Genomic DNA, 19,554 nt, shown 5'->3' on the forward strand with positions numbered 1-19,554 from the left:
GCGGAAAACGGAGAGTATTAGGTGCGCTTTTCCGCGGCGACGACAGCCGGGCGGTTCCTGCCGCAGCGCCTTGCGCTGCGCGTAAAGCCGCTGCTTGGCCGCATCGATGCCGTGCTGTTCACCGCCGACGAGCGCGGCGAAGCCGGCCGCATGTCGCTGATCGCCTTCTCCATCCGCATCGTCAGCGCCGTCATCGCCTTCGTCAGCCAGGTGCTGATGGCGCGCTGGATGGGCTCGTTCGAATACGGCATCTTCGTCCTCGTCTGGGTGACGATGGTCATCGTCGGCAATCTCGCCTGCCTCGGCTTCCACACCTCGGTCATCCGCTTCATTCCCGAATATCGCGAGCGCAACATGCTGGCCGAACTGCGCGGCATCGTGCTGACCAGCCGCCTGTTCGTGCTGGTTGCCTCGACGGCGATCGCCGGGCTCGGCGCGCTCGGCGTCTTGCTCCTCTCGCCCTTCATCGAAAACTACTATGTCGTGCCGTTCATCCTCGGCCTCATCTGCATGCCGATGATCGCCATGTCCGATCTGCTGCAGGGGCTGGCGCGGGCCAACTCATGGGCGCTGTTTGCGCTGGCGCCCACCTATCTGGTGCGGCCGGTGCTGATCCTGGCGCTGATGGCGCTGATGCTTCTGGTCGGCTTTGCGCCCGACGCCAGGACCGCGATTTTCGCCTCGATCGCCGCCGCCTATGCCACCACGCTCGGTCAGCTCATCGGCGTCACGACGCGCATGGACCGGAATATCCCGGCCGGGCCGAAGAAGGTTCATTTCGCGCAGTGGTTCCTCGTGTCGCTGCCGATTTTCCTGGTCGAAGGCTTCTTCTTCCTGCTCACCAATGCCGACGTGCTGATGGTCGGCGCCTATATGAAGCCCAACGACGTCGCCGTCTATTTCGCCACGGTGAAAACACTGGCGCTGGTGCATTTCGTCTATTTCGCGGTCAAGGCGGGCGTCGCCCAGCGCTACGCGCAATTCACCCATGGCGAGCCGGAAAAGCTCGCCGCCTTCGCCCGCGAAACGGTGTCGTGGACGTTCTGGCCGTCGCTGTTGATGGCGCTGCTGGTGCTGATGCTGGGCGAGCCGATGCTGAGCTTGTTCGGCGCCGAATTCGTTGCCGGCTATCCGCTGTTGTTCCTGCTGGTCTTCGGCGTCGTCGCCCGCGCCGCCGTTGGCCCCTGCGAAAGCCTGCTCACCATGAGCGGCAACCAGAACATCTGCGCCGCCGTCTACGCCATGACGCTGGCCTTCAACATCGGTCTCAATTTGGTGCTGATTCCGCTTTTCGGCCTGTGGGGCGCGGCGATGGCCACCGCCTTCGCCATGATCTTCGAGGCCGGCGCGCTGTCCTTCACGGTCTGGCGCAGGCTCGGCATCGTCATGGCCATTTTCGTAGCCGCCGAAGGAGCCGCATGATGGCTGCCATCCCGTTGCTCGAGGAAACCAGCGGCGGCCCGGCCGGCGCCATGGTGTCCGGCCTCGCCGGGCTCGCCCGCGAAGCCGACCCCGCCCATATCGAGCTCTTGGCCAACGACCGGCCCGAGCGCAAACTGGCCGTCTACCCGGCCTCCGCCGGCTTCGATCTGGTCGAGGAACTCGACTATCTCTGCACCCGCACGATCGAGCCCAACGTCTTCTTCAACCCGCGATTCCTGGCGCCTGCCATGCCGCGGCTGGAAGACCGCGAGGTGCGGCTGGCGGTCATCCGCGACGGCGACGAATACCGCAACCGGCTGCGCTTGCTGGTGCCGTTCTCGGTGGAGCGGCCGGCGCTGCCGCTCGGCGTGCCGGTCATGCGCACATGGTCGAGCCCGTTCGGCCCGATCGGCACCCCGCTGGTCGACCGTGACGATCCCGTCGGCGTCGTCGAGGATTTTTTCTCGATGCTGTCGCGGCCGCATCTCAAGCTGCCGAAAGTCTTTGTGCTGCCCGACATCCGGCTCGACGGCCCGGTGGCCAGCCTGCTGGCGACGGTCGCCGAGACGCGTGGCCTGACGCTGGTCACCACCGGCAAGGCCGAACGCCCGATGCTCGAAAGCGAGATCGACGGCGATGAGTATCTGAAGGCCTCGCTGCGCTCGCACCATTATCGCGAGTTCCGCCGCCTGAAGCGACGCCTCGCCGACCTCGGCAGGCTGGAGCATCTGGTAGCGCGCGGACCGGAAAACATCCGCCATGCCATTGAACGCTTCCTGACGCTGGAAGCAGCAGGCTGGAAAGGCCGCGAGCGCACCGCCATGGCCATCGACCGCTACCGCGCCGCCTTCGCCCGCGAGGCCGTGCACCGGCTCGCCGAACAGGATCTGTGCCGCATCCATTCGCTGACGCTCGACGACCGCACCATCGCCAGCCTGATCGTCTTCGTCGAGGCCGGCGTCGCCTACACCTGGAAGACGGCCTATGACGAGACGCTCGCCGCCTATTCGCCGGGCACGCTGCTGATGATCGAGGTGACCAGGCAGCACCTCGACGACCCCAACATCATGATGACCGATTCCTGCGCCGTGCCCGACCATCCGGTGATGAGCCGGCTGTGGACGGAGCGCAGGCCGATCGGCACCCTGGTCATCGGCCTGACGCCGGACGCCGACCGCCTCGCCCGCCAGGCGGCGTCGCAGCTTCACCTCTACCGCGAAACCCGCAACATGGCGCGCCTGCTGCGCAACCGGATGAAGAGCTTGTTGGGACGGCGGTAGGCTGATGGTGCTGCTGGTTCCTCGACCCAGTGATTTTGACAGGTTGGGCCAATCAGCAGCGAACGTCGATAATTCACGTCAGTGGCAAATCGCAAACCTCTAGGATTAGCCGAAACACCCCTCCACTTCGTTATCCCCGGGCGGAGCAAGGAGCGAAGCGACGGGGCACAGACCCTGGGATGACGAAGGCACAGTCGAGGCCTAGGTCATGAGGGCTAATTCTCCCGGCCAGCGGAAAGGATTAGCATCGGCGATAATCTCGGCCGCGCAACCAGCATCATTGCCGCCTTGCACGGCCAGAACAAAAATCTGGGAGGAATGCATGACGAAAACAACTTACTTCAGGCGCCGCAGCATACTCGCTTTGACTGGCCTCATCGGCGCCTGCCTGACTGCGGCTGCAGGTCAGGCCGCCGAGCCCGACAAGGCCGAGATCGATGCCCTCAAAAAATCGCTAGCCAAGTACGAAGACTACAAGGCCGCCATCCGCGACCTCTATCTGTCGACGGTCGGATGCGTTTATTACAGCGGCGAAAAAGTGGCTGGCGCTATGGATTACCCTAAGGGCGCGATGGGCATTCATTTCGTCAACGTCGCGAGCGTCAGCCCGACACCAGATCCGACGCGCCCCAATGTCCTTATCTATGAGCCGGTCGACGGCGGCTTGCGCCTGGTGGCCGTGGAATGGCTTGCACCGTTGACGCCCGACACCAAGGAGCCGCCGAAACTCTTTGGACAGACGTTCCAGGGGCCGATGGAGGGGCATTATCCGCTTATTCCGACGGAGTTCTACCATTACGATCTTCACGCCTGGCTGTTCAAGGACAACCCGCTCGGAATGTTCAGCCCGACGAACCCTGACGTGAAATGCGACAACTACGCGTTTCCGATGCCGGAGCAGCCGACCAAGATGGTCCCGGGGCCGATGTGATGGCGACCTGAGCTACGGAGTCCGATCTAATCAGGAAGGACCGGCCTCGTTGTCAGGAAGGACCGGCCTCGATTGTGGATTATCCCAGGATGCTCCTGGGATAACATCCCGCCGAGCTTTCAAGACGTCTCGGGTGGAAAATGGTGCCCCTAGCCGGGATCGAACCAGCACTCCTTGCGGAACTCGATTTTGAGTCGAGCGCGTCTACCAATTCCGCCATAGGGGCTCAGGCCGGGCGGCCTGGATTGGCGCGGACTATACGGTTGGAGGCCTGTTCGTCAACTGGCCAATTCCCGACATGCGGCCTTCGCTCAACCCCAGCCTTCGATTTCGTGAAGCTGCGGCCATTGTGCGGCGCGAAAAATCTTTCTAGACAGGCAGCGCATTGAAGCGCGTCGCGTATCGAGAGATTCATGTGGCGCGCTTTTGGTCTTTGTTTTTATGCATTGTTATCCCAAAACCGCTGCGCATTTTGGGCGACGTGCATTAGGAGTGCCGATGCTTCGCGGACTTTACGACTGGACCTTGTCGCTGGCGGCAAAGAAATCCGCCGAATGGTGGCTGGCATTCATCGCTTTCGTCGAAAGCTCGGTGTTCCTGGTGCCGGCCGACGTGCTGTACCTGCCGATGGCACTGTCGCGGCCGGATCGCGCCTACCGCTACGCGCTGGTCGCCACGCTGGCCTCCGTTCTGGGCGGCATCGCCGGCTGGTACATCGGCCACTATGCCTACGACACGGTGGCGAAGCCGATCCTCGAATTCTACGGCAAGTATGACGACTTCGAGGCGCTGCGCGTCTCGTCGGGCATCGGCTTCATCATCCTGATGCTGATCACCTCCGGCCTCGCCCATCTGCCGCCGATCAAGGTCGTGACGATCTTGTCCGGCGTCATCGGCGTCAATCTCCTGCTGTTCATCGTGCTGGCCATCGTGGCGCGCGGCGCCCGCTTCCTGTTCCTGGCCTGGCTGCTGCGCCGCTATGGCGAACCGATCCGCGAGTTCATCGAAAAGCGCCTTGGCATGATCGCGGGCGCCGCCGCCGCTGCCCTGATTTCGCTCTATATCGTCGTCAAATACGCCTTCTAGTATCAGAAGTCCGGGCTAGTATGAGAAGTCCGGGCTAGTATCAGAAGTCCGGGCTAGAGCAAGGATGTTCAAATTGACCCATCCTTTGCTCTAACGGGAATGGACGGTAGATCGATGACAGCGACCGTGAATGCCGACACTGGACGCCAGCGCATGCGGACGGCGGTGTTTCTCGCCGTCGCCATGGCGGCCACCGTCGGCTCGGCGCTGGCCTTCCAGCACCTGGGCGGCTACATCCCGTGCAAGCTCTGCCTGGAGCAGCGCACCCCCTACTACATCGGCGTGCCCCTGATGCTGCTGGCGGTGCTGTCGTCGGCGCTGCGCTGGCCGGCTTGGCTGACACGCGGCCTGCTGGCCGTCGGCGGCCTGCTGATGGCCTACGGCGTCTATCTCGGCGTCTATCATTCCGGCGTCGAATGGGCGTGGTGGCCGGGGCCGACCGATTGTGCCGCGGCGGCAGGACCGGTGGACACCGGCGGCAAGGGCGTGCTCGACGCGCTCGACCAATTCGTCCCGCCCTCCTGCGACAAGGCGGCACTGCGCATCCTCGGCCTGTCGCTGGCCGGCTGGAACGCCATCGCCAGCTTTGTCCTGGCCGTGGTCGCCTTCCGTGGTGCGTTTGCGCGCGGCTGAACCGCACAGCGCAGAGTTCGTCCAGAAATTCGTGAGGCCGGAGCGCATGACGTGGCTTTCGAGAACCGGAGCGGAGCGTACTTAAGTACGTGAGCACCGGAAGCGCAGAAAGCTGCGTCAGGCGACCGGGGCTCGCGGATTTCTGCCGAACTCTACGGTTCCAGTTCGACGTCCCAGTACAGATAATCCATCCAGCTTTCATGCAAATGGTTGGGCGGAAACAGCCGGCCGTTGTTGTGCAGATCATGCACCGTCGGCTGGTAGGGCTTCTGCAGCGGCCACATCTTGGCGTGCGCCGGCATCATGCCGCCCTTTCTCAGATTGCACGGCGAGCAGGCGGCGACGACATTCTCCCACGTCGTCGCGCCGCCGCGATGGCGGGGAACGACATGGTCGAAGGTGAGATCCTCCGGCGTGCCGCAATACTGGCACTGGAAACGGTCGCGCAGGAAGACGTTGAAGCGGGTGAAGGCCGGATGCCGCGATGGCTTCACATAGGCCTTCAGGCTGACGACGCTCGGCAGTTTCATCGAGAAGGTCGGCGACGACACGGCGTGCTCGTATTCGGCGACGATGTTCACCCTCTCGAGGAACACCGCCTTGATGGCGTCCTGCCAAGACCAGAGCGACAGGGGGTAGTAGCTGAGCGGACGGTAATCCGCGTTCAGCACCAGTGCTGGAAGCCCATCCGGAGATACGGCAACCGTCACGTCATTGACCTCCTTGGTTCAGCGCATGACCCCGAAAATCGGATCGAATTTCGGAAAGGATCATGCGCAGCTTCAAAAGTCCTACAGCGTCATTGCGCATCCAACTGGATGCGCGGCGCTGTAACCTGTCGGCGCGGATACTGTAAGCCCGACATGACAGGGATGTGAAGCGGCTTGTCGATCAAACGCCACGCCAAAAGCGACTGATTTCAATGCTTTTTTGCGAATTCAGGCCGGAGGCGCGGCGTCCCTGCCCTTCAATTCGCGATAATAGGCCCAGAAAAGCCGCGATGCGACACCTCGCCATGGGCTCCATGATTCGGCGAGCTGGATCAGTGTTTTCTCGGGCGGACGCGGGTCGATGCCGAGCGCGTGGCCGACCGCGCTCTGCAGGGCAACGTCGCGTGCCGGGAAGACATCGGGGTGGCCGGCGGCGAACAAAAGATAGACTTCCGCCGTCCACGGGCCGATGCCCGACACCTTGGTCATCGCCGTGATCGCATCAGTGGCGTCGAGCAAGCAGAGATGATCGAGGTCGAGGCCGTCGACCACCGCCTGGGCCACGGCGATCAGGCCGCGCTGCTTCGGCCGCGACAGTCCGGCCTCGCGAAACATGGCTTCGTCGGCGGCAAGGATCGCTTGCGGCGTCAGCGGATCGACCAGTTTTGTCAGCCGCCCGAAGATGGCGTCGGCGCTGGCGCGGGAAACCTGTTGCGAGACGATGATCGAGGCAAGGCTTCTGAACCCCGGCTCGGAAAGCCGAAGCGGCACCTCGCCGGCCATGCCGCGCACCTTTGCGAGACGCGGGTCGAGCAGGCAGAGTGCGTCCAGCCCTTGTACGATGTCGTCGAGCGTGGCGATACGTTGCATGTCTGCTTGTTCCCAGCGCAAAATGTCAGATGTAATCAGGCGCAAAGTAGCAATTGGCGAAAGCGCCGCTCAACCCGATTGCCGCCGAACGATGACACTCCTGACATTCCGCTTCGCACCGAGCCCGAATGGCGAACTGCATCTCGGCCATGCCTATTCGGCGCTGCTCAATCAAAAATTGGCGAGAGCAACCGGCGGGCGCCTGTTGCTGCGCATCGAGGACATCGACACGACGCGCTGCACGCCGGAATTCGAGGCCGGCATTTTTCGCGATCTGAAATGGCTCGGGGTTGGCTGGGAAGAACCGGTGCGCCGTCAGTCGGATCATTTCGCGGACTATCAGGCGGTGCTCGACCGGCTGATCAGGGAAGAGCTCGTCTACCCGGCCTTCATGAGCCGTGGCGAAATCCGCGCCTTCATTGCCGCCAGCGAAAAGCGCGGGCGCGACTGGCCGCGCGACCCGGACGGCGTGCCGCTCTATCCCGCCGTCGACAAGGCAATGCCGATGAGGGAACGCCAGCGTCGGATTGCCGAAAATGCGCCTTTCGCCTGGCGGCTCGACGTCGATGCTGCGATGGCGCGCGTCGGGACGGACCTGTCATGGCTGGAATTTTCGGATGAGCGGCTTTCCGCAACACGCACGGTGCATGCTCGGCCGCAGGACTGGGGCGACGTGATCGTGGCGCGCCGTGAAATCCCGACCAGCTATCATCTCGCCGTCGTCGTCGACGACGCGCTACAGGGCGTCAGCCATGTCGTGCGCGGCCAGGACCTCTATTCCGCCACCGGCGTGCAGCGCCTGCTCCAGGAGATCCTTGGCCTGCCGCAACCAAGCTACTTCCACCATCGTCTCGTCCTCGGCCCGGACGGACGAAAGCTGTCGAAGAGTCTTCGGGATACCGGCCTTGCCGCCTTGCGCGAGGCCGGCGCATCGCCGGCCGACGTCAGGCGGCTGATTGGGTTCTAGATCGGCGCATACGACCGCAAATATGAGCGCACCCTTCAATTCGGATGAGCCTATGGATCAACCGTTTGGTTTTGCTTGCTAGGTTGAACCGCATTACTGCAGTCGCGACACTCAACCCTCACCGATCACGCGGCAGCCTCCCGAAAATGCACAGCATCAAGCGGTTCATCCCCGCCTCCTTCGTCGTCCTGTGGGCGACCGGCTTCATCGGTGCTCGATACGCCATGCCGTGGGCGGAACCCTTCACCTTTCTCGCCGCGCGCTTCGTTCTGGCCGCCGTCCTCTTGGCCGCCTTGATGGCAGCACTCGGTTCCAGGCGGGCGACCCGCGCGGAAGCGTTGCACGCGACCGGCGCCGGCATCCTGATGCATGGCGTCTATCTCGGCGGCGTGTTCTGGGCCATCCATCGAGGCATGCCGGCCGGGCTTTCGGCCTTGATCGTCGGGCTGCAGCCGCTGATCACCGCGGTGATGGCCGGCCGATTTCTCGGCGAGGCCATCCTGCCGCGCCATTGGGCCGGTCTCGGCATCGGTCTGGTCGGTGTGCTCATTGTGCTCTGGCCGAAGCTCGGTGCGCTCGGCGGCGGCGTGACGGCCGAGACGCTGGCCGCGTCGCTTGTCTCGGTGCTCGCCATGAGCGCCGGCACGATCTGGCAGAAGCGCTTCGCCTCCAGCGGCGATCTCGTGGCGGCCACCAAATGGCAATATGTCGGCGGCGCATCGGTGATGGTCCTGGCTTCGCTCGCCTTCGAGACGCGAACGGTCGTCGTCAACGGCGAGTTGATCTTCGCCATGGCATGGTTGGTGCTGGTGCTGTCGATCGGCGCCATCTTCCTGTTGATGGTGATGATCCGCGACGGCGAGATGTCGAAAGTCGCTTCGCTGTTCTATCTGGTCCCGGCGGTCACCGCGGTCATCGCCTGGCTATTGTTCGGCGAACAATTGAACCTGGTCCAGATCGTCGGCATGGCGATCGCGACGCTCGGCGTCGGGCTCGCAACCGCTCAGCCGACCAAAGCATGATCCCGAACCGAAGGGCAGCGAAGCAAAAAGTGGGAACCGGTTTTCGGAAAAGATCGTGCTCAACTAAGACTCAGCCGACTCTCGCGCGCGCCTCCAGATAGCGGCTGATCGCGGCATTGAGTTCGCCGCCAAGGATGAAGATCGCCGAGACGATGTAGAGGAAGACGACCGCGACCATGATCGAGGCAAGGCCGGCATAGGTCGTCACATAGGACGAGAAACGGTCGAGATAGGCGGCGAAGATGGTCGACCCGATGAGCCAGGCAATCAGCGTGAAGATGATGCCCGGTATGATCGAGACGAAGCGGCGCCTGCCCGCAGGCAGCCAGTAATGCACCGCGAACAGCCCACCGACGATGACGGCGGAGGCGATGATGTAACGCCACAGCGTGATCGTGCCCATATAGGGCTTTATCCATTCGAAATTGGCCTCGGCCAGCCGCCCCAGTAAGGGCGCGAAAACCACGAGCACGCTGATCACCAGAAAACCTGCCGTGGCGATCAAAACGAAGGCGATGCTCTGCACCCGTCGATAGATGATGCCGCGCGTTTCGGAAACGCGGTAGGCGCGGTTGAGCGAGGTACGCAGCGCCTCGATCCCGTTCGAGGCGAAGAAGGCGGCAAGCAGCACGCCGTAGGTCAACAGGTCGGTGCGTTGCACGGTGAGCACGTTGAGCACTTCGCGCGCGATCGGCTTGGCGATCTGCTCGGGCCAGGTGTCGAAGACGAGATGCACGGCGGTGTCGGCAAAGGCCTGTGCGCCGAGGAAGCTGGCCAGCGTCGTGGCGAAAATCAGAAAGGGGAAAAGCGCCATCAGCGCCGTGATCGCCAGATGACTGGCCATCGCCCAGCCATCGTCTGCATTGAAATGGCCGAGCGCATCATAGAGCACGCGTTTGAGGGCTACGATCTTCCGCAACAAGAACCGCGTTCCCTTCGATTGTCTCGACGCCGCGAATATGGGAAGGGATTGCGGCAAATGGCAAGCCTAGGTCAAACCACGCTTCCTCCCGGAGAAGAGTTGCGCACCATCATCGTCACCGGTGCTTCTTCCGGGATAGGCGCCTATTGCGCGCGAGCGCTGAAGGCGGAAGGCTGGCAGGTCTTCGCGACGGCGCGCAAGCCAGAGGACATCGCTGCCCTCGAGGCCGATGGCCTCGAGGCTTTCTATCTGGACTACCGCGAACCTGGATCGATCGAGACGCTGGTGGCGTCGGTGCTGGAACGGACGGACGGACGGCTCGATGCCCTGTTCAACAATGGCGCCCACGCCCAGCCCGGCGCCGTCGAGGACCTGCCGGTCGCAGCACTCCGGGAGCAATTCGAGGCGAATGTCTTCGGCTGGCATGACCTCACCCGCCGTGTCGTGCCGGTGATGCGCCGCCAGGGCCATGGCCGTCTCGTCCATTGCTCCTCGATCCTCGGCCTGGCGCCGCTGCCCTTTCGCGGCGCCTATTCGGCGTCCAAGCACGCGATCGAAGGGCTGATGCTGTGCATGCATCAGGAACTCCAGGGCAGCGGCATCCATGTCTCGCTGATCGAGCCGGGGCCGGTAACATCGAAGATCGCCAGCAACGGCCTTGGGTGGTTTCTCAGGAATATCGACCGTGAGAATTCCGTCCACCGTCTTGCCTACGAGGCGCAGCTGCAACGGCTGCAGGCCGGCGGCAGCACGTCACGGCTGAAGCCTGGGCCGGAGGTGGTTCATGCGGCCTTGCGCCATGCGCTTCTGTCGCGGCGCCCGCGTCCGCATTATGTGGTAACGGTGCCGGCCAGGATCGGCGTTATCCTCAAACGCGTCCTGCCGGCATCAATGCTCTACCGCCTGCTTGCCAAACGCGCCTGAACGCAATCGATTGGAAACACACTATGGCAACCGTCTTCAACATCCTCGCTGTCCTCGTCATGGTCGCCGTGGTGATCGTGCTGATCCGCGGCCTCATCAACATGATGCGCGGCGGCTCCGCCATGACCTCCAACAAGCTGATGCAGACGCGCGTGCTGCTGCAGTTCGTGGCATTGGTGCTGATCATGCTGGCGGTGTATTTCACCCGCAAGTGACGAGGGTGGCGATTTCGGGAGGCAGAGCGTGGTCAAGCTCAACAAGATCTACACCCGCACCGGCGATGACGGCACCACCGGCCTTGGCACCGGTGAACGGCGGCTGAAATCCGATCTGCGCATCGACGCCTATGGCACGATCGACGAAGCCAATGCCTGCATCGGCATGGCCCGCATCCACACCGCGGCAACCCATCCGGGGATCGATGCGATGCTCGGCCGCATCCAGAACGACCTTTTCGACCTCGGCGCCGATCTGGCGATGCCGGACGACGGCAAGCCGCTCGGCTATGAGGCGCTGCGCATCACCGCTGTGCAGACCGACCGTGTCGAAAAGGACATCGACCTGCTCAACAAGGACCTGCAGCCGCTCAAATCCTTCGTGCTCAACGGCGGCACGGCGGCGGCGGCGGCCCTTCACCTTGCCCGCACGGTGGCACGGCGGGCCGAGCGCATCATGGTGGCTTTGACGCAGGACCCAAGCGAGCATGTCAACCGCGAGGCGATAAGATACATCAACCGCGTGTCGGACTTTCTGTTCGTCGCCGCACGCGCGGTCAATGACAATGGAAACGCCGACGTGCTATGGGTTCCCGGCAAGAACCGCTGAAGCTGCCGAGGCTGGAGGGGGGTCCGATGTTCATCCCGCTTTATGACACCAACCGGCTGCGCCACATCAAGCAGCAATATGTGACGATCGGCCTGATCGCGTTCAACACGCTGATCTACTTCGCCACCGCGCTTGGCGGAGAGCAGTTCACCAACGCTGCTGTGCTGGGCCTCGGCTTCATCCCGTCGGTCGTCCACGACAGCGTCGAACTGGCTCCGCAGTTTGTCGTGATCCCGGAGAGCTTGAGCTACGTCACCTATTCCTTCCTGCATGCCGATATTTTTCACCTCGGCGGCAACATGCTGTTCCTCTGGGTGTTCGGCGACAATGTCGAGGACGCGCTCGGTCATGTACGCTTTCTCATCTTCTACCTGCTGTGCGCCATCGCCGGCGCCTTCTTCCAGGGCCTGATCGCGTGGGACTCGCAGGTTCCGCTGATTGGCGCCTCAGGCGCCATCGCCGGCGTGGTCGCCGCCTATCTGATCCTCTACCCCAGGGTGAAGGTATGGGTGCTGGCCTTCGCCCGCATCCCGCTGCGGATCCCGGCCTTCATCCCGCTCATCCTGTGGATCCTGTTCCAGATCGTGATGTTCGCCGCCGGTGGCGAGGATCAGATTTCCTGGGCCTGCCATGTCGGCGGCATCATCGCCGGGGCCGTGCTGGTGCTCATTTTGCGCAATCGCGCCGTACCACTGCTTGCCGGTGCTGAGGAAGAGGCAGTGGTGGTCGCCGGCCAGGTGCCTGTTGCCGCAGAGCCGGCGTCAAGCGACCCGCAGCCGGCGCAGGCGGCGCCGCGCTGGGGACGGGGAAGCGCGTCCAGTCCGGAGTGAACCGATGTGAGTGCGTCACGGATAATTTGGGGGCGCCTCGGATATTGACGTGCGGGGTCGCCGCAACTACGGAAGCTTTCCCACACAAAGGCGGTCGGAGACTAGAATTCCGTCCGGAATGTCGGCTTTCGACAACTCTGAAGAGGCGCACACTGCTATAGCGCCCCCGACTATCTTGAAAGAGGTGGCTATCGTGAAAGAGGTGACAGGCAAATGAAGATCCTTGTGCCCGTGAAGCGGGTTGTGGATGCGAATGTGAAGGTTCGTGTGAAAGCTGACGGTTCGGCGGTGGAACTCGCCAACGTCAAGATGGCGATGAACCCGTTCGACGAGATCGCGGTCGAAGAGGCGATCCGGCTGAAGGAGGCCGGCAAGGCGGAAGAGATCATCGTTGTCTCGATCGGGCCGCAGCAGGCGCAGGAGACCTTGCGCACCGCCCTCGCGATGGGCGCCGACCGCGCCATCCTGGTCAAGACCGACGAGCAGACGGAGCCGCTGGGCGTCGCCAAGGTGCTGAAGGGCGTGGTCGAGGCGGAAAAGCCCGGTCTCGTCATTCTCGGCAAGCAGGCGATCGACGACGATTCGAACCAGACCGGCCAGATGCTGGCGGCACTTCTCGGCTGGGCGCAAGGCACTTTCGCTTCCAAGGTCGTTATCGATGGCGACAAGGCCAAGGTGACGCGCGAGGTCGACGGCGGCCTGCAGACGGTGGAGCTGAAGATGCCGGCGATTGTCACCGCGGATCTTCGCCTCAACCAGCCGCGCTATGCCTCGCTGCCCAACATCATGAAAGCCAAGAAGAAACCGCTCGACGAGAAGAGCCCGGCCGACTACGGCGCCGACGTCAAGCCCCGGCTGAAGGTGATCAAGACCGAGGAGCCGGGCGGCCGCAAGGCGGGCGTCAAGGTCAAGAGCGTCGCCGAATTGATCGACAAGCTCAAGAACGAAGCCGGCGTGCTGTAAGGCTGCGAAGGGACAAAAAAATGACAATTCTTCTGATTGCCGAACACGACAATGCGACGCTTTCCGACCAGACCGCCAAGGCGCTTTCGGCGGCACTGCAGATCGGCTCGGACGTGCATGTGCTGGTCGCCGGCAAGGGCGCAAACGGCGCTGCCGATGCTGCCGCCAAGCTCAAGGGCGTGAGCAAGGTGCTGCTCGCCGAAGCCGACGAACTCACCGAGCGCCTCGCCGAGCCGCTGGCCGCACTCGTCGTCGGCATAGCCGGTGCCTATGACACGATCATCGCGCCGGCGACCTCGTCGGGCAAGAATGTCGCGCCGCGCGTGGCAGCCCTGCTCGATGTCGCGCAGGTATCGGAGATCATCGAAGTTGTATCGCCCGACACCTTCAAGCGGCCGATTTATGCCGGCAACGCCATCCAGACGGTGCAGTCGAGCGACGCCAAGAAGGTCATCACCGTGCGCACCGCCTCCTTCCAGGCCGCACCCGAGGGCGGTTCCGCCCCGGTCGAGACGGTTCAGGCGGTGGCCAATCCCGGCCTGTCGAGCTTCGTCGAGAACAAGCTGTCCGAGACCGATCGTCCTGAGCTGACTTCGGCCAAGATCATCATCTCGGGCGGCCGCGCGCTGGGCTCTTCGGAGAAATTCCAGGAAGTCATCCTGCCGATCGCCGACAAGCTCGGAGCGGCCGTCGGGGCCTCGCGCGCCGCCGTCGACGCCGGCTACGCGCCGAACGACTGGCAGGTCGGCCAGACCGGCAAGGTGGTCGCACCCGATCTCTACATCGCCGTCGGCATCTCCGGTGCCATCCAGCATCTTGCCGGCATGAAGGATTCGAAGGTCATCGTCGCCATCAACAAGGACGAGGAAGCGCCGATCTTCCAGGTCGCCGATTACGGCCTCGTCGGCGACCTTTTCGTCATTCTGCCGGAACTGCAAAAGGCGCTTTGACGCCTTCTGCCAAAGCGTATTAAATTGTGAAGGGCGGGGTAGACGAAGTCGCCCCGCCCTTTTAGTTTGCACCGCACAAAAAGCAGGCCGCAAAGCCTTTTGACGGGATCGGTGTAATGAACAAGATCGAGACGATCGGCATCATCGGCGCGGGCCAGATGGGCGGCGGCATCGCCCATGTGTCCGCGCTTGCGGGCTACAAGGTGCTGGTCTACGACATCTCACCCGACCGCATCGAAAAGGGCATCGCCACGATCAGCGGCAACATGGCCCGCCAGGTCGGCTCCGGCAAACTCGAGGAAAAGCTGCGCAACGAGGCGATGGCGCGCATTTCGGCAGCGCCCACCATGGCCGATCTTGCGGGTGCCGATCTGGTGATCGAAGCGGCGACCGAGGACGAGACGGTCAAGCGCAAGATCTACGCCCAGCTCTGCCCGCAGCTCAATCCGGAAGCCATCCTGGCGACGAACACCTCGTCTATCTCGATCACCCGTCTCGCCGCGCAGACCGACAGGCCGGAGCGTTTCATCGGCATCCATTTTATGAATCCGGTTCCACTGATGAAGCTGGTCGAACTGGTACGCGGCATCGCCACCGAGGACCAGACCTTCGAAGCGGCAAAGGCCTATGTGAACCATCTCGACAAGACGATCACCGTCTCGGAGGATTTTCCGGCCTTCATCGTCAACCGCATCCTGCTGCCGATGATCAACGAGGCGATCTACACGCTCTATGAAGGGGTCGGCTCGGTCGACGCGATCGACACCGCCATGAGGCTCGGCGCCAACCATCCGATGGGACCGCTGCAGCTTGCCGATTTCATCGGCCTCGATACCTGCCTGTCGATCATGCAGGTGCTGCATGACGGCCTGTCGGATTCGAAATACCGCCCCTGCCCGCTGCTGGTGAAATATGTCGAGGCCGGCTGGCTCGGCCGCAAGACCGGACGCGGTTTCTACGATTATCGCGGCGAGCATCCCGTTCCGACGCGTTAGGCTCGAAACCCAATTGTGGTTGTTTAAGAGGCGATGGTCTGATTCCTTGGCGTCCGGAGGTTTTCGGATGGCAAGGAATCGCGAGGTTCATTGGCTGTCGGATGCGGAATGGGAGGCGATCCAGCCGTATTAGCCGAAGGGGCGAGGCGCGGCGTGTCGATGACCGGGGCTCGGGGACATGCACATGCTACGCTCGGGCGGCGGCGCTGCCCGCTAAGCCAACGCAGTCGCGCAAAGGCTTGACACGGAGCGGAACCCGTTCACCCGATCGACCACCCCGTGCCCCATCGTTTTTTGTCCAGCCTTCAGTGCCCGCTTAAGGCAGGCGCTGAAAGGCTGGATTGGCAATGCAATACGTTTCGACAGCCGCCCTACCTTCGGTTCGGTCCAACCGCAAGAATATGCCAAATATCCACCGATCAATCGCTACGGTTAGATGGATATCTCAAGTGGCTACCTGGATTTCCGTCTTGACGGAATTGGCAATGAAGCACTGTTCATGCGCCAAGTGGTGCAGTTCCGCTTGCGTTGCGGCGGTTGGCGGCTCCCCGGCGTAGACAATGGTCGGATTGAGGTCAACGCGGCTGACAACCAATCGTCCGTCGACCTTCTCCATCATGCCGATCGCCTTGTCGGTATAGCTCTCGACGACGATTCCCTGGGGCGCCGCGATCGAGAGAAAAGTCAACATATGGCAACTGGAAATCGCCGCGATGTAGGCCTCCTCCGGATCGACGTTGGCTTCCACTGAATAAGGAAGCGGAACGATGTGCGGCGAAGCCGAGGCCGGCACCACTTGGCCTCCGTCGAAGCGCCAAACGTGTGCGCGGCTGTAGCGCTTGTCGGTAAATACTGCCCCTTCTCGCTCCCAATGCACCTCGACGGTCATTTTCATGATTGATCCTTTGTCGGAATGGAAAGAAGTCTTGCAGTCGTTTGGGTTAAATGGCGGCGAAGATGCTGCGCAGCAGCGTCGAAATCGCGCCTTGCACAAGCGGCAACGATCGCCGCGTGTTCCTCGAAGAAATCAATTCGCTCCTGGGCGCCACGCTCTTGGTGAAGGGTTGACCGCCGGGATTCTCGTCGAAGGTCTCCGACGGTCTTAAGCAATCGAGTATTCGTGCAACCGCTGTACAGGGCGAGGTGAAACTGTTGGTCGAGCTCCAGAATCCGCGACGGATCATACTCCGCGAATAGCTCGTCGTTGAGCCTCTCAGCCTTACGCAAGGCAGAAGGCTGAAGCCCCGGTACCGACTGCTCCAAGGCGGCGACCTCCAAAATGGCCCGAAGTTCGCAAAGTTCAGTCGCCTCCCGTTCTGAGAGGATCGCTACCGCCAGGCTTCGATCGCGACGCCGCACGACCAAGCCACTCCCGAGTAACTGGTCTAAGGCCTGCCGGACGGGCTGGCGGCTGACCCCGAAACGCTCGGCGATCGATTCCTGCTTGAGAACGGAGCCTGGTGCCAATTCACCTGACTCGATCTCGTCCTGCAGCTCGCTAAAAATCGACTTTGGATCCATGGATCCAAATAATATACCCCGGCGGAGTTGGTCAAGCCTTAATCAGCTAACAAATGTTCCTCCTGGATCGCAGCGCTCCCGCCCTTCCGCCTCGGCTCAAGAAACGAAGCGACCAGGGGCCGACGACCGGGCAGTCCTTCCAGCGCCCGCTGGAGCGCAGCATGTGGATGATCCCCGAGATCGCCCGCCGGTCAGAGCGAATTCGATTTCGGGCCGATGCGCTGCCGCGCGCCTATTGTTCCGATCGCGGGCCGTCGCTCACCAGCGCACAAAAAGCCGCCCGCCGAGCGCGCCGAGCGCCGCAAGGATGGCAATGGCGATCGTGTACCAGGTGGCGACGAAAAGCGGCGAGTCGTCGAAGCAGTGTGCGGCATAGAAAGTTGCCGCCAGCCCACCGGCAAGCAGGCCCGCCACGGTTCCGGCAAGCACCGGCCGCGTCGGGGCGCCATAGCGCAGCACCGCTAGGAAGATGGCGAGCGGACCGATGCCGATCAGCGGAATGAACGTCAGGCAGATCACCAGATTGCTGCCGACCAGCCGCGTGCCCCAGTCGGCCGCAGGCACGGAAAGGAGTTCAAGAACCACCGCAATGACCACCAGCAGCGGTGCCGCAACCATCCAGGCCGCCCCCCTGCTCGTCGATGCACCGGGTGTCGACAGGGCGCGGATCAAGGCGAAGGCGCTGACGGCCAGAGCAGTCGTGAAGACGAACTTGGCGAGGAAACGCATCGTATGCATGGCGGTCGCGATGTCGGTGCGTGGGCCGATCGCCAGCCAGAAAACCACCGCCGCGATCCCCGTAGCCGCACCGGCGGCCACCCACCAGGCCGAGCCAAGCGGCATCGCCCCGCTGCGGGCATCGGCGTCAAGCGCCTTTATGAGATCGTCGGTCCTCATGTCATTCCCGCCCGAATTGGCTGGCCCCGAACCGTTTGGCAATGGTTGCGAGACCACGATGCAGCGATACGCGCACCGCCGTCTCGCTGATGCCGAACTTCGCTGCCGTCTCGCCGATGGAACGGCCTTCGACCGACACCGACGAGACCACGGAACGCTGCGCCGGCGGCAGGCCGTCCAAGGCCCGATTGATGTCGCGCTCGCTGACCGTCTCGGCCTCCGGTTCGGCGAAGGTCTCGGCGATCTCGTCGATTTCGATCTCGATGCGCCGCCCGCGCCGCCGAAAGGCATCGATCAGCTTGAAGCGCGCAATGGCGTAGACCCAGGGCAGCACGGCCAGATCCTGCCGCCAGGTATGCCGTTTCACATGAATGGCCAGCAAGGTTTCCTGCACGACGTCCTCGGGATCGACCCCGCCCTGAACGATCTTGCGCCTGATAAAGCCGCGAACGAGAGCAGCCGTCCGGCGCAGAAAGTCGGCGTAAGCCTTTTCATCTCCCGCGATCGCGGCCCGCATCAGCCGGGAAAGCTCGGCCTCGTCGTTGCCGGTCACAAGAGTTCACTCCCCGATATTCGCGCCTCGACGCTGATTTGTTACGTGGCCGGCGAATAATGTCCAAGCCAAAATATGGGAATATCACGAAGGTTTCACCTCCAGCGCCCGATTGCGCCGCTCATCAATGTTGACTACACCGGTCAGGAATTGATAGGTGCAGTCTTGCTAAATCAAAGACCATTGAGATCGAGAGGGATAACGTCCATGAAATATGCTCTTTCCGCCCTTGCCGGTGCCGCGGCACTTGCAACCAGCCTGATCGTCGGCCCGGCAATGGCCCAGGACGGCGGCATCGTCGTCTACAATGCCCAGCATGAAAGCCTGACCGACGCCTGGGTTGAAGGTTTCACCAAGGAAACCGGCATCAAGGTCACCGTTCGCCACGGCGGTGACAGCGATTTCTCCAACCAGATCGTCGCCGAAGGCGCCGCGTCGCCGGCCGACGTGTTCCTGACCGAAAACTCCCCCGCCATGGTGCTGGTCGAATCCGCCGGCCTGTTCGCGCCGGTCGATGCCGAGACGCTGGCCCAGGTTCCGCAGGAGTACCAGCCGTCCAGCGGAAAATGGGTGGGCATCGCCGCGCGCAGCACCGTCTTTGTTTACAACAAAACCAAGCTGACCGCCGAACAGCTGCCCAAGTCGCTGCTTGATCTCGCCGATCCGAGCTGGAAGGGACGCTGGGCCGCTTCGCCGTCCGGCGCCGATTTCCAGGCGATCGTCAGCGCGGTTTTGCAGCTCAAGGGTGAGGCCGCAACGGCCGGCTGGCTTAAGGCGATGAAAGAGAACTTTACCGCCTACAAAGGCAACAGCACGGTGATGAAGGCGGTCAATGCCGGCGAGGTCGAAGGCGGCGTGATATATCACTATTACTACTACGGCGACCAGGCCAAGACCGGTGAGAACAGCAAGAACATCGGGCTTCACTATTTCAAGAACCAGGATCCGGGCGCGTTCGTCTCGGTTTCCGGTGGTGGCGTGCTGGCCTCCAGCAAGCACCCGAAGGAAGCCCAGGCCTTCCTGAAATGGGTGACCGGCAAGGGTGGTCAGGACGTACTGAAGACCGGCAATTCCTTCGAATACGCGGTCGGCAAGGGCGCGGATTCCAATCCGGCGCTGGTGCCGCTGGCCGAACTGCAGGCGCCGAAGGTCGACGCGACGACGCTGAACTCCAAGAAGGTGACCGATTTGATGACGGCAGCCGGCTTGCTTTAGTCGGCGTTCGTCCTAAAAGGGCAACCGACTGCGCTCCT

Annotated in this window: 22 protein-coding genes and 1 tRNA gene; 15 read left to right on the top strand and 8 right to left on the bottom strand. The window is 62.7% G+C overall.

Features of this window, described 5'->3' with window-relative positions; translation table 11 throughout:
- The first annotated feature begins 21 nt into the window (after window positions 1-21).
- From ACWTU8_RS23565 to ACWTU8_RS23575, 3 genes are all read left to right on the top strand, one after another.
- Window positions 22-1,422, top strand: coding sequence for a lipopolysaccharide biosynthesis protein (locus tag ACWTU8_RS23565; RefSeq protein ID WP_455850063.1), 1,401 nt, complete (start codon window positions 22-24; stop codon window positions 1,420-1,422).
- Complete coding sequence (locus tag ACWTU8_RS23570; RefSeq protein ID WP_455850380.1) at window positions 1,422-2,702, top strand: GNAT family N-acetyltransferase; 1,281 nt, start codon at window positions 1,422-1,424, stop codon at window positions 2,700-2,702. Before ACWTU8_RS23565 ends, ACWTU8_RS23570 begins: the two co-directional genes overlap by 1 nt.
- Before the next feature lie 364 nt (window positions 2,703-3,066).
- A complete protein-coding gene (locus tag ACWTU8_RS23575) occupies window positions 3,067-3,633 on the top strand; it encodes a hypothetical protein (RefSeq protein WP_455850064.1) in 567 nt (188 codons plus the stop codon).
- 141 nt (window positions 3,634-3,774) lie between these two features.
- On the opposite strand, the gene ACWTU8_RS23580 is transcribed toward ACWTU8_RS23575, so the two are convergent.
- Window positions 3,775-3,859, bottom strand: a tRNA-Leu gene (locus ACWTU8_RS23580).
- A gap of 272 nt (window positions 3,860-4,131) precedes the next feature.
- On the opposite strand from ACWTU8_RS23580, the gene ACWTU8_RS23585 reads away from it, so the two are divergent.
- Both ACWTU8_RS23585 and ACWTU8_RS23590 read left to right on the top strand, forming a co-directional pair.
- Window positions 4,132-4,719 (top strand): YqaA family protein, encoded by a 588-nt coding sequence (locus tag ACWTU8_RS23585; RefSeq protein ID WP_095517776.1) that lies wholly within the window; start codon window positions 4,132-4,134, stop codon window positions 4,717-4,719.
- Window positions 4,720-4,833: 114 nt separating this feature from the next.
- On the top strand, window positions 4,834-5,352 hold the full coding sequence (locus ACWTU8_RS23590; RefSeq protein ID WP_455850065.1) for a disulfide bond formation protein B: 519 nt from the start codon (window positions 4,834-4,836) through the stop codon (window positions 5,350-5,352).
- 152 nt (window positions 5,353-5,504) lie between these two features.
- Here the strand turns inward: ACWTU8_RS23590 and ACWTU8_RS23595 are convergent, their stop codons facing one another.
- Both ACWTU8_RS23595 and ACWTU8_RS23600 read right to left on the bottom strand, forming a co-directional pair.
- On the bottom strand, window positions 5,505-6,062 hold the full coding sequence (locus ACWTU8_RS23595) for an HNH endonuclease (protein WP_029348574.1): 558 nt from the start codon (window positions 6,060-6,062) through the stop codon (window positions 5,505-5,507).
- Window positions 6,063-6,290: 228 nt separating this feature from the next.
- Complete coding sequence (locus ACWTU8_RS23600; RefSeq protein WP_029348575.1) at window positions 6,291-6,932, bottom strand: DNA-3-methyladenine glycosylase family protein; 642 nt, start codon at window positions 6,930-6,932, stop codon at window positions 6,291-6,293.
- Between the two features lie 91 nt (window positions 6,933-7,023).
- Here ACWTU8_RS23600 and gluQRS point away from each other — a divergent pair, with 91 nt between their 5' ends.
- Both gluQRS and ACWTU8_RS23610 read left to right on the top strand, forming a co-directional pair.
- Complete coding sequence (gene gluQRS / locus ACWTU8_RS23605) at window positions 7,024-7,899, top strand: tRNA glutamyl-Q(34) synthetase GluQRS (protein ID WP_455850066.1); 876 nt, start codon at window positions 7,024-7,026, stop codon at window positions 7,897-7,899.
- A gap of 146 nt (window positions 7,900-8,045) precedes the next feature.
- The gene (locus tag ACWTU8_RS23610; protein WP_455850067.1) at window positions 8,046-8,921 is read left to right on the top strand and encodes a DMT family transporter; all 876 of its coding nucleotides are present in this window, start codon (window positions 8,046-8,048) and stop codon (window positions 8,919-8,921) included.
- A gap of 70 nt (window positions 8,922-8,991) precedes the next feature.
- Here ACWTU8_RS23610 and ACWTU8_RS23615 read toward each other — a convergent pair whose 3' ends face one another.
- Entirely contained in the window at window positions 8,992-9,843 is an 852-nt protein-coding gene (locus ACWTU8_RS23615; protein ID WP_455850068.1) for a YihY/virulence factor BrkB family protein, read from the bottom strand.
- A gap of 57 nt (window positions 9,844-9,900) precedes the next feature.
- Between ACWTU8_RS23615 and ACWTU8_RS23620 the strand changes: the two genes are divergently transcribed.
- The 7 genes from ACWTU8_RS23620 (at window position 9,901) to ACWTU8_RS23650 (ending at window position 15,330) form a co-directional block, all read left to right on the top strand.
- Complete coding sequence (locus ACWTU8_RS23620; RefSeq protein ID WP_455850069.1) at window positions 9,901-10,767, top strand: SDR family oxidoreductase; 867 nt, start codon at window positions 9,901-9,903, stop codon at window positions 10,765-10,767.
- Window positions 10,768-10,790: 23 nt separating this feature from the next.
- On the top strand, window positions 10,791-10,982 hold the full coding sequence (locus ACWTU8_RS23625; RefSeq protein WP_029348580.1) for a twin transmembrane helix small protein: 192 nt from the start codon (window positions 10,791-10,793) through the stop codon (window positions 10,980-10,982).
- Window positions 10,983-11,010: 28 nt separating this feature from the next.
- Window positions 11,011-11,592, top strand: coding sequence for a cob(I)yrinic acid a,c-diamide adenosyltransferase (locus tag ACWTU8_RS23630; protein ID WP_455850070.1), 582 nt, complete (start codon window positions 11,011-11,013; stop codon window positions 11,590-11,592).
- A 26-nt stretch (window positions 11,593-11,618) separates the two neighbouring features.
- Entirely contained in the window at window positions 11,619-12,422 is an 804-nt protein-coding gene (locus tag ACWTU8_RS23635; RefSeq protein WP_287339620.1) for a rhomboid family intramembrane serine protease, read from the top strand.
- A gap of 213 nt (window positions 12,423-12,635) precedes the next feature.
- On the top strand, window positions 12,636-13,385 hold the full coding sequence (locus ACWTU8_RS23640) for an electron transfer flavoprotein subunit beta/FixA family protein (RefSeq protein WP_127248531.1): 750 nt from the start codon (window positions 12,636-12,638) through the stop codon (window positions 13,383-13,385).
- Between the two features lie 20 nt (window positions 13,386-13,405).
- Window positions 13,406-14,335 carry an electron transfer flavoprotein subunit alpha/FixB family protein gene (locus ACWTU8_RS23645; RefSeq protein WP_455850071.1) on the top strand — a complete coding sequence of 310 codons (930 nt, stop codon included), beginning with the start codon at window positions 13,406-13,408 and terminating at the stop codon, window positions 14,333-14,335.
- A gap of 116 nt (window positions 14,336-14,451) precedes the next feature.
- Window positions 14,452-15,330, top strand: coding sequence for a 3-hydroxybutyryl-CoA dehydrogenase (locus ACWTU8_RS23650; protein WP_029348585.1), 879 nt, complete (start codon window positions 14,452-14,454; stop codon window positions 15,328-15,330).
- Between the two features lie 445 nt (window positions 15,331-15,775).
- Here the strand turns inward: ACWTU8_RS23650 and ACWTU8_RS23655 are convergent, their stop codons facing one another.
- From ACWTU8_RS23655 to ACWTU8_RS23670, 4 genes are all read right to left on the bottom strand, one after another.
- Window positions 15,776-16,225, bottom strand: a complete 450-nt coding sequence (locus tag ACWTU8_RS23655) for an OsmC family protein (protein ID WP_455850072.1) — start codon at window positions 16,223-16,225, stop codon at window positions 15,776-15,778.
- The gene (locus ACWTU8_RS23660; protein ID WP_455850073.1) at window positions 16,222-16,851 is read right to left on the bottom strand and encodes a GntR family transcriptional regulator; all 630 of its coding nucleotides are present in this window, start codon (window positions 16,849-16,851) and stop codon (window positions 16,222-16,224) included. The genes ACWTU8_RS23655 and ACWTU8_RS23660 overlap by 4 nt, the downstream gene beginning before the upstream one ends.
- Window positions 16,852-17,109: 258 nt before the next feature.
- Window positions 17,110-17,748 (bottom strand): NrsF family protein, encoded by a 639-nt coding sequence (locus ACWTU8_RS23665; RefSeq protein WP_455850074.1) that lies wholly within the window; start codon window positions 17,746-17,748, stop codon window positions 17,110-17,112.
- A gap of 1 nt (window position 17,749) precedes the next feature.
- The gene (locus ACWTU8_RS23670; protein ID WP_455850075.1) at window positions 17,750-18,301 is read right to left on the bottom strand and encodes a sigma-70 family RNA polymerase sigma factor; all 552 of its coding nucleotides are present in this window, start codon (window positions 18,299-18,301) and stop codon (window positions 17,750-17,752) included.
- 207 nt (window positions 18,302-18,508) lie between these two features.
- Here ACWTU8_RS23670 and ACWTU8_RS23675 point away from each other — a divergent pair, with 207 nt between their 5' ends.
- Window positions 18,509-19,516, top strand: a complete 1,008-nt coding sequence (locus ACWTU8_RS23675; protein ID WP_455850076.1) for an iron ABC transporter substrate-binding protein — start codon at window positions 18,509-18,511, stop codon at window positions 19,514-19,516.
- The last annotated feature ends 38 nt before the right edge of the window (window positions 19,517-19,554 follow it).

The organism is Mesorhizobium sp. BHbdii (assembly GCF_053848045.1).

Coding starts and splice junctions, on each gene's coding strand:
- ACWTU8_RS23660 (WP_455850073.1), bottom strand. CDS start 16,851: ATGGATCCAAAGTCGATTTTTAGCGAGCTGCAGGACGAGATCGAGTCA.
- ACWTU8_RS23655 (WP_455850072.1), bottom strand. CDS start 16,225: ATGAAAATGACCGTCGAGGTGCATTGGGAGCGAGAAGGGGCAGTATTT.
- ACWTU8_RS23570 (WP_455850380.1), top strand. CDS start 1,422: ATGGCTGCCATCCCGTTGCTCGAGGAAACCAGCGGCGGCCCGGCCGGC.
- ACWTU8_RS23675 (WP_455850076.1), top strand. CDS start 18,509: ATGAAATATGCTCTTTCCGCCCTTGCCGGTGCCGCGGCACTTGCAACC.
- ACWTU8_RS23640 (WP_127248531.1), top strand. CDS start 12,636: ATGAAGATCCTTGTGCCCGTGAAGCGGGTTGTGGATGCGAATGTGAAG.
- ACWTU8_RS23620 (WP_455850069.1), top strand. CDS start 9,901: ATGGCAAGCCTAGGTCAAACCACGCTTCCTCCCGGAGAAGAGTTGCGC.
- ACWTU8_RS23585 (WP_095517776.1), top strand. CDS start 4,132: ATGCTTCGCGGACTTTACGACTGGACCTTGTCGCTGGCGGCAAAGAAA.
- ACWTU8_RS23610 (WP_455850067.1), top strand. CDS start 8,046: ATGCACAGCATCAAGCGGTTCATCCCCGCCTCCTTCGTCGTCCTGTGG.
- ACWTU8_RS23665 (WP_455850074.1), bottom strand. CDS start 17,748: ATGAGGACCGACGATCTCATAAAGGCGCTTGACGCCGATGCCCGCAGC.
- ACWTU8_RS23635 (WP_287339620.1), top strand. CDS start 11,619: ATGTTCATCCCGCTTTATGACACCAACCGGCTGCGCCACATCAAGCAG.
- ACWTU8_RS23625 (WP_029348580.1), top strand. CDS start 10,791: ATGGCAACCGTCTTCAACATCCTCGCTGTCCTCGTCATGGTCGCCGTG.
- gluQRS (WP_455850066.1), top strand. CDS start 7,024: ATGACACTCCTGACATTCCGCTTCGCACCGAGCCCGAATGGCGAACTG.
- ACWTU8_RS23600 (WP_029348575.1), bottom strand. CDS start 6,932: ATGCAACGTATCGCCACGCTCGACGACATCGTACAAGGGCTGGACGCA.
- ACWTU8_RS23590 (WP_455850065.1), top strand. CDS start 4,834: ATGACAGCGACCGTGAATGCCGACACTGGACGCCAGCGCATGCGGACG.
- ACWTU8_RS23650 (WP_029348585.1), top strand. CDS start 14,452: ATGAACAAGATCGAGACGATCGGCATCATCGGCGCGGGCCAGATGGGC.
- ACWTU8_RS23645 (WP_455850071.1), top strand. CDS start 13,406: ATGACAATTCTTCTGATTGCCGAACACGACAATGCGACGCTTTCCGAC.